At 71.5% G+C, this 7,268-nt stretch carries 6 protein-coding genes and 1 pseudogene; 1 reads left to right on the forward strand and 6 read right to left on the reverse strand.

Translation table 11 applies throughout. From position 1 onward, the window contains the following. The 6 genes and pseudogenes from B9S61_RS27115 to B9S61_RS27140 all read right to left on the reverse strand — a co-directional run. A pseudogene (locus tag B9S61_RS27115) lies at positions 1-201 on the reverse strand (hypothetical protein); the annotation flags it as partial. A gap of 3 nt (positions 202-204) precedes the next feature. After that, the gene (gene ctaD, locus B9S61_RS27120) at positions 205-1,923 is read right to left on the reverse strand and encodes a cytochrome c oxidase subunit I (RefSeq protein ID WP_103544590.1); all 1,719 of its coding nucleotides are present in this window, start codon (positions 1,921-1,923) and stop codon (positions 205-207) included. Between the two features lie 117 nt (positions 1,924-2,040). Beyond that, positions 2,041-2,580, reverse strand: a complete 540-nt coding sequence (locus tag B9S61_RS27125) for a hypothetical protein (RefSeq protein ID WP_103544591.1) — start codon at positions 2,578-2,580, stop codon at positions 2,041-2,043. Positions 2,581-2,800: 220 nt separating this feature from the next. Next, entirely contained in the window at positions 2,801-3,445 is a 645-nt protein-coding gene (locus B9S61_RS27130; protein WP_103544592.1) for a GNAT family N-acetyltransferase, read from the reverse strand. A 192-nt stretch (positions 3,446-3,637) separates the two neighbouring features. Then, positions 3,638-4,720 (reverse strand): family 2 encapsulin nanocompartment cargo protein polyprenyl transferase, encoded by a 1,083-nt coding sequence (locus B9S61_RS27135; RefSeq protein WP_258039869.1) that lies wholly within the window; start codon positions 4,718-4,720, stop codon positions 3,638-3,640. 169 nt (positions 4,721-4,889) lie between these two features. Further along, positions 4,890-6,296 (reverse strand): family 2B encapsulin nanocompartment shell protein, encoded by a 1,407-nt coding sequence (locus B9S61_RS27140; RefSeq protein ID WP_103544594.1) that lies wholly within the window; start codon positions 6,294-6,296, stop codon positions 4,890-4,892. Between the two features lie 293 nt (positions 6,297-6,589). Between B9S61_RS27140 and B9S61_RS27145 the strand changes: the two genes are divergently transcribed. Next, positions 6,590-7,180, forward strand: a complete 591-nt coding sequence (locus B9S61_RS27145; protein WP_181007556.1) for an N-acetylmuramoyl-L-alanine amidase — start codon at positions 6,590-6,592, stop codon at positions 7,178-7,180. The last annotated feature ends 88 nt before the right edge of the window (positions 7,181-7,268 follow it).

Below are 7,268 nucleotides of genomic sequence, written 5' to 3' on the forward strand. Positions count from 1 at the left end.
CACCCACCACGCCGTGGCCACGAGCAGGGCCAGACCCACCGCGGCCAGCGTGCTCCAGCCGGTGAGGCAGGCGAGCGCCGCCGTACGGCGGGAGGGCGGCCGGTCGGCTCCGGCGCGCAGGTCGGCGAGGGCCGGCAGGTACCAGACACTGCCGGCGGCCGTCACCGCCGTGCACCCCAGGGCGAGAACGGGCTGCGTCACGGCTCACCTCTCCGTTTCCAGCGCGGCGATCTCCGGGTGGTGCAGGTCGAACGCCGGGGACTCGCTGCGGATCTTCGGCAGGACGAGGAAGTTGTGCCGCGGGGGCGGGCAGGAGGTCGCCCACTCCAGGGAACGGCTGTAGCCCCAGGGGTCGTCGACACCGACCGGCTTGCCGTACTTGGCGGTCTTCCAGACGTTGTAGAAGAACGGCAGGAGCGACAGGCCGAGCAGGAACGACCCGATCGAGGACAGGGTGTTGAGGGCGGTGAAGCCGTCGGCCGCGAGATAGTCGGCGTACCGGCGCGGCATGCCCTCGACGCCCAGCCAGTGCTGGACCAGGAAGGTCAGATGGAATCCGACCGTGAGGGTCCAGAAGGTGATCTTGCCGAGGCGTTCGTCGAGCATCTTGCCGGTGAACTTCGGCCACCAGAAGTGGAATCCGGCGAACATCGCGTACACGACCGTCCCGAAGACGGTGTAGTGGAAGTGCGCGACGACGAAGTACGTGTCGGAGACGTGGAAGTCCAGCGGGGGTGAGGCCAGCAGGACGCCGGTCAGGCCGCCGAAGAGGAACGTGGTCAGGAAGCCCACCGTCCACAGCATCGGCGTCTCGAAGGACAGACTGCCCTTCCACATGGTGCCGATCCAGTTGAAGAACTTCACGCCCGTCGGCACGGCGATCAGCATCGTCATGAAGGAGAAGAACGGCAGCAGAACACCGCCCGTGACATACATGTGGTGCGCCCATACGGTCACCGAGAGGCCGGCGATGGCGATGGTGGCGCCGATCAGGCCCATGTAGCCGAACATCGGCTTGCGGGAGAAGACCGGGATCACCTCGGAGACGATGCCGAAGAACGGCAGCGCCAGGATGTACACCTCGGGATGCCCGAAGAACCAGAACAGGTGCTGCCACAGCAGCGCCCCGCCGTTGGCCGAATCGAAGATGTGGCTGCCGAACTTCCGGTCGCACTCCAGCGCGAACAGCGCCGCCGCCAGCACCGGGAACACGATCAGCACGAGCAGCGCCGTCAGCAGCACGTTCCAGGTGAAGATGGGCATGCGGAACATCGTCATGCCGGGTGCCCGCATGCAGATGATCGTGGTGATGAAGTTGACCGCGCCCAGGATCGAGCCGAATCCGGACAGGGCCACGCCCATGATCCACAGGTCGGCGCCGATGCCCGGTGAGTAGATCTCGTTGGACAGCGGGGCGTACAGGAACCAGCCGAAGTCGGCGGCACCGCCCGGCGTGAGGAAACCGGCGGCGGCGATCGTGGAACCGAACAGGAACAGCCAGAAGGCCAGCATGTTCAGCCGGGGGAACGCCACGTCGGGCGAGCCGATCTGCAGCGGCATGATCCAGTTGGCGAAGCCGGTGAACAGCGGCATCGCGAACATCAGCAGCATGATCGAGCCGTGCATCGTGAAGGCCTGGTTGAACTGCTCGTTCGACATGATCTGCAGGCCCGGCCGGGCGAGTTCGGCGCGCATCATCAGCGCCATGACACCGCCGACGATGAAGAACACGAACGCGCTGACCAGGTACAGCGTGCCGATCTTCTTGTGGTCGGTGGTCGTCAGCCAGTCCACCCACGAGGCCCGGCGGTCCGCCGGTGCCCCCGCGGCGTTCCCCTCACGGGCCACGGCCGCCGTGTGCGGCACCGGAAGGGTGCGGACGTCCGCCGCGGCCCCCGTGTGCTCCATGCGTATCTCATCCACCGGATGTCTTCCTCCCGAGCTGTTTCGCGCGCCCATGATCAGCGGCAGGAGGAGGGGTCCGCATGGGCCCAAGGGGCCCGCGAGGGTCCCGGGACGTGGGCCGAAGGTCCCTGTTGTTCAGCGCTCCGCGCGGGTCGCCGGCTCCGCTTCCCGGGTGGCGCCCGCGGGCCACACGATCTCCACCGGGACGCCCCGCGCGCGGGCGTAGGTCACCAGGTGGGCGGTGGCGTCGCGGCCGTTGGACGGGGAGCCGTCCCAGACGGCCAGCAGAAGGGCGCCCGCGGCGACGAGGCACTCGTCCGCGCCGACACAGGAGTCACGGTCCAGCGGGTCGTAGGTCAGCAGGCGCACCTGGTCGGCGAGGGTGAGCAGCTCACCGGTCGCCATCCGGTCGCGCTGGGGCGGCATGGCCGGCACCCCGGACCGCGTGGGGATCACCACGGCCAGCGGGCAGCCCGAGGCCCGCGCGGCCCGGCCGGACGCCAGGGGCGTCCCCGCGCCCGTGCGCACCATGGCCGTACCGCGGGCCGGGTGCCGGGCCAGCCTGGCCCGCAGCGCGGACTCCACCAGCAGAAGCGTGTCCGGGGTGAGGTCGGCGTGCCCCACCACCGTGATGTTCCCGCCCGCCGTGCCGTCGTCGCCCACCGCAGCGCTCATCGTGCCCCTGCCGCCTCGTCGTCCGACGCCCGCCGCATCGCCCGGGGCGACCGGCGGGCGCTACCCGCGAGCCAGTGAAGTCCGCACGGACCGCGGTGGCCAGGGCCGAACGTCCCTTTCCGGGCGGCGGACCGGCCCCCGGCCCGCCGCTCCACGGATCCCGGGAGCCGGGGAGCCGGGGAGCCGGGGAGCCGGGGAGCCGGGGAGCCTGGCAGGGCGGTCATCCCGCCGTGCCGGGCCCCTGAACCGTCCGGGGCTCGCGCCACATGGGCCACATGTACGGGCCGTCCGGGAGGGCCAGCGGCTCGCCCGCGGCCGCGAAACCGAGGCGTTCGTAGAGCACCCGGCTGCGCTCGCTGCTCGCCTCCAGATACGCCGCCAGCCCCTCGCGGTCGCAGCGGTCGAGGACGGAGCCGATCAGTCCGGTGCCCAGCCCCTCGCCCTGACGGCCGGGGACGACACCGATCATCCACAGGTACTCGTGGGCCCGATCCGAGGGATGGATGCCGGCGGTGAGCCGGCCGATCAGCTCCACGCGCTCGTTGCCGGGGTCGACGGCCTGGCGCATCCGTGCGAAATCGTCGTCCTCCGCCCGGTCTCCGGCGTGGGCGTCTTCGTGGCCGGGGCCGTCCGCGGGTACGGACATCCACAGGGCGCAGGCCGAGCCGTCCTCGGTGAGGTCGATCCGTCCGTCGGCGAGGACGACGTCGGTGAAGGCCGCCATGAGCCGGTGGTGTGTCGTACGGCGGTACTCCCGGCCGGGGAAGACCCAGCCGCTGACCGGATCGTCCTGGAACGCCTCGTCCAGGAGGCGGACGACCAGCTCCCGGTCGCCGTCCCCAGCCGTCCGGATCGCCACACCCATGTCCGCCCCTTCGCCTCAACCGTCGTTGCCCGTACGGGGGTTGAGCCTATCGGGGGACGGCTTCCGAAAAGGCGGGTCCCGCACATCGTGGGGAAGTGCGGGACCCGCCGGGCCGGAGCCACGGTGCCGTGCGGAGTCAGGAACCGCAGGGCACGGGGTGGTTCCGGGGCCACGGAGACGGCCGGCGGGCCGTCATGTGCTGCGCCGCGTCACGAACTCGGCCAGGGCGAGCAGCCCGCCCGCGGCCTCCGGGTCCGGTACGGCGCGGGCGACCTCCTGCATCGCCCGGGCCATCCGGTCGGCCGCCTGGGTCTGCGCCCAGTCCCGGCCGCCCGCCCGCTCCACGGTCAGGGCGATGTGTTCCAGGTCCTCCAGGTCGTCCTTCCGGTGCGGGGTCGCGTACGCCGCGGCGAGTTCCGCGGCCGCCGGGGTGCCGGAGGTGAGGGCGGCCACCACCGGCAGGGACTTCTTGCGGGCGGCCAGGTCCGCACCGGCCGGTTTGCCGGTGCGGCGCGGATCGCCCCATATGCCGATCACGTCGTCGATCAGCTGGAAGGCCAGCCCGGCCTCCCGGCCGAACGCGTCCAGTGCCGCCACGTCCGCGTCCCCGGCGCCCGCGTACAGCGCCCCGATCGCACAGGCGCAGCCGAGCAGCGCACCGGTCTTGGCCTCGGCCATGGCGAGCGTCTCGGCGAGGGTGACCTCTCCGGGGGCGCGCCGCTCCATGTCCGTGTCCGCGTGCTGGCCCGCGCACAGCTCGATCACGCATTCCGCGAGCCGGACCGACGCGGCACGGGCCACCGGGCGGGGGTCCTCGGCGAGCAGCCGCAGGGCGAGCGCCTGGAGGGCGTCCCCCGCGAGGATCGCGTCGGCGTCCCCGAACACCGTCCACACGGTGGGCCGGTGCCGGCGGGTGGTGTCCCGGTCCATCACGTCGTCGTGCAACAGCGTGAAGTTGTGGACCAGTTCCACGGCCGCCGCCGCCCGTACGGCCGCCGCCCGGGCCGTGGGACCGCCCACCGCGGAGGCCGCGGCGAGCACCAGCGCGGGGCGGATCGCCTTGCCCGCCCCTCCCTGTGCCGGGGTGCCGTCCGCGTTCTCCCAGCCGAAGTGGTAGAGCGCGATCCGGCGCATCGGGGCGGGCAGCGAACCGAGGGCGGCCCGCAGCACCGGGTCGACCGCGGCCCGCGCCCGCTCCAGCAGCATCGTCGCCTCGTGCCCGTCTCCCGGGCGCTGCTCCGGCACCATGGGGCCGTCGGTCGTGCGCTCCGTCATGTGCCCCGTCTGCGGCTCCGTGATGGACTCCGTCATGGACTTCCCCCTGGGGCCGACTCGGTGGAGGAGCGGAGGGACGTCGTTTCCGCACCCGTCGAGCACGTACCTCGGAGGTGTACCCGCCCCGGCGGGCGGGGACACGGCATCCGGTGCGGCAGCTCGCGGAGGGTCACCGCCAGCGGCCGATCTCGACGTTCTCCAGGACACCGAGCGCGTCCGGTACCAGGACCGCGGCCGAGTAGTAGGCCGTGACCAGGTACTTGATGATGGCCTGTTCGTTGATGCCCATGAACCGCACGGACAGGCTCGGCTCGATCTCGTCGGGGAGGCCGGCGGCCCGCAGACCGATGACGCCCTGGTCCTCCTCCCCGGTACGCAGCGCGATGATGGAGGTGGTGCGGGCCTCGGTCACCGGGATCTTGTTGCAGGGGTAGATCGGCACCCCCCGCCAGGTGGGGATGCGGTTGCCGCCCATGTCGATGGTCTCCGGGACGAGACCCCGCTTGTTGAGCTCACGGCCGAACGCGGCGATCGCGCGCGGATGGGCGAGCAGCAGCCTGGTCCCGCGCCGCCTGCTGAGCAGCTCGTCCAGGTCGTCGGGGCCCGGGACGCCGTCGTGCGGCTGGATCCGCTGGTCGTACTCGCAGTTGTGGAGCAGTCCGAACTCCCGGTTGTTGACCAGTTCGTGCTCCTGGCGCTCCTTCAGCGCCTCGACGGTCAGCCGGATCTGCTGTTCCGTCTGGTTCATGGGCTGGTTGTAGAGGTCGGCCACCCGGGAGTGGATGCGCAGCACGGCCTGCGCGACGCTGAGTTCGTACTCGCGCGGCCTGGCCTCGTAGTCGACGAAGGTGTGCGGGATGTCGGGCTCGCCGCTGTGCCCGGCCGCGAGGTCGATCTCCTTCTCGCCGTACTTGTTGGTGCGCTGCCCGGGGACCGCGCGCCGCGCCCGCAGGTGCTCGCGCAGGGTGTCCGACCGCTCGGCGACCTGCTCGACGGCGTCGCGCGGCAGCACCAGCACCGTGCAGGCGGTGAGGGTGCGGGCCGTGTACTCCCAGATGGTGTCCTCGCCCAGCAGGGCCTGCTCGCCGAAATAGGCGCCGTCGGCGAGGACTCCGAGGGACTCGTCCTGGCCGTAGGGGCCGGTTCCGACCCGCTCCACCCGGCCGTGCGCCAGCAGGTACACCTCGTCGGCGGGGCTGCCGAAGGAGGCGATCACCTGGCCCGCCTCGATCTCCCGCTGCCGGCAGCGGGAGGCCAGCTCGGTCAGCACCTCGTCGTCCTCGAACGACCGCAGCACCGGCAGCTCACCCAGCTCCGCCGGGATGATCTCGACGCGGTCGCCGGTTTTCACGAACGTCATCCGGCCATCCCCGACGGCGTACGTCAGCCGCCGGTTCACCCGGTACGTCCCGCCCTGCACATCGACCCAGGGCAGCATGCGCAGCAGCCAGCGTGAGCTGATCTCCTGCATCTGCGGCACGGACTTGGTCGTGGTGGCCAGGTTCCGCGCGGCGGCCGTGCCGAGACTCTGCTGCTGGCCGGCCTGCTCCGTACGTACCTCTTCGCCTACCGACATAGAGAATTGCCCTCCCCAAATGGTGATCCGCGCCCGGTCGTGCCGGGCGCGCCGTGCGTGATCAAGCCTCCCTCACGCACCGCGTCCGCGCCATTACCCGATCGAGCGGGGTTGGATCATGGGAGGGCTGGGCACACATGGGGCGCCTGTTCCCGGTGGGGAGCGGAAGGAGATTGTCCGGATCGGCTCGCACAGCGCCCGAACGAGTAGTTGAACCCGCTCCTTTTAGGTATGAGGCCCTGTACCAGGCGGTCGCGACCAGCGGTCGTCGTCCGGTACGAAGGAGGGCGGTCATGGCCCCACCCATGTCCGCGAGCGCGTTCCTGCGCGCTCTGAAGGCGGAAGGGCTCACAGTCGTCCAGGTCGGCGACTGGCGCGACCACAACCGCAACCACAAGGGCCCGTGGGGCCCGGTGCACGGCGTGATGATCCACCACACGGTCACCAAGGGCAGCGCCAGGACCGTGGAGCTGTGCCGCAAGGGCTACTCGGGCCTGCCGGGTCCGCTGTGCCACGGCGTCATCACCAAGGACGGCCGGGTCCACCTGGTCGGCTACGGCAGAGCCAACCACGCGGGGCTCGGCGACGACGACGTCCTGCGCGCGGTGATCGCGGAGAAGCGCCTGCCGGCGGACAACGAGGCGAACACCGACGGCAACCGGCACTTCTACGGCTTCGAGTGCGAGAACCTGGGCGACGGCGACGATCCCTGGCCGGCGGCCCAGTTGGAGGCGATCGAGAAGGCGGCGGCCGCGGTGTGCCGCCATCACGGCTGGAACGAGCGGTCCGTCATCGGACACCGGGAGTGGCAGCCGGGGAAGGTGGACCCGCGCGGATTCACGATGACGTCGATGAGGAAGCGCATCGGCGACCGGCTGAAGTGAGTCCCGCCGGTCCGGCTCTCACCGTCTCCCCCCACACCCTGCGGGCACCACGCGAAGGCGTCGCCGCGCCCCCGCGGCCACCGACCCG

It is taken from the genome of Streptomyces sp. SM1 (assembly GCF_002910825.1).
GTDB classification, from domain to species: domain Bacteria; phylum Actinomycetota; class Actinomycetes; order Streptomycetales; family Streptomycetaceae; genus Streptomyces; species Streptomyces okerensis.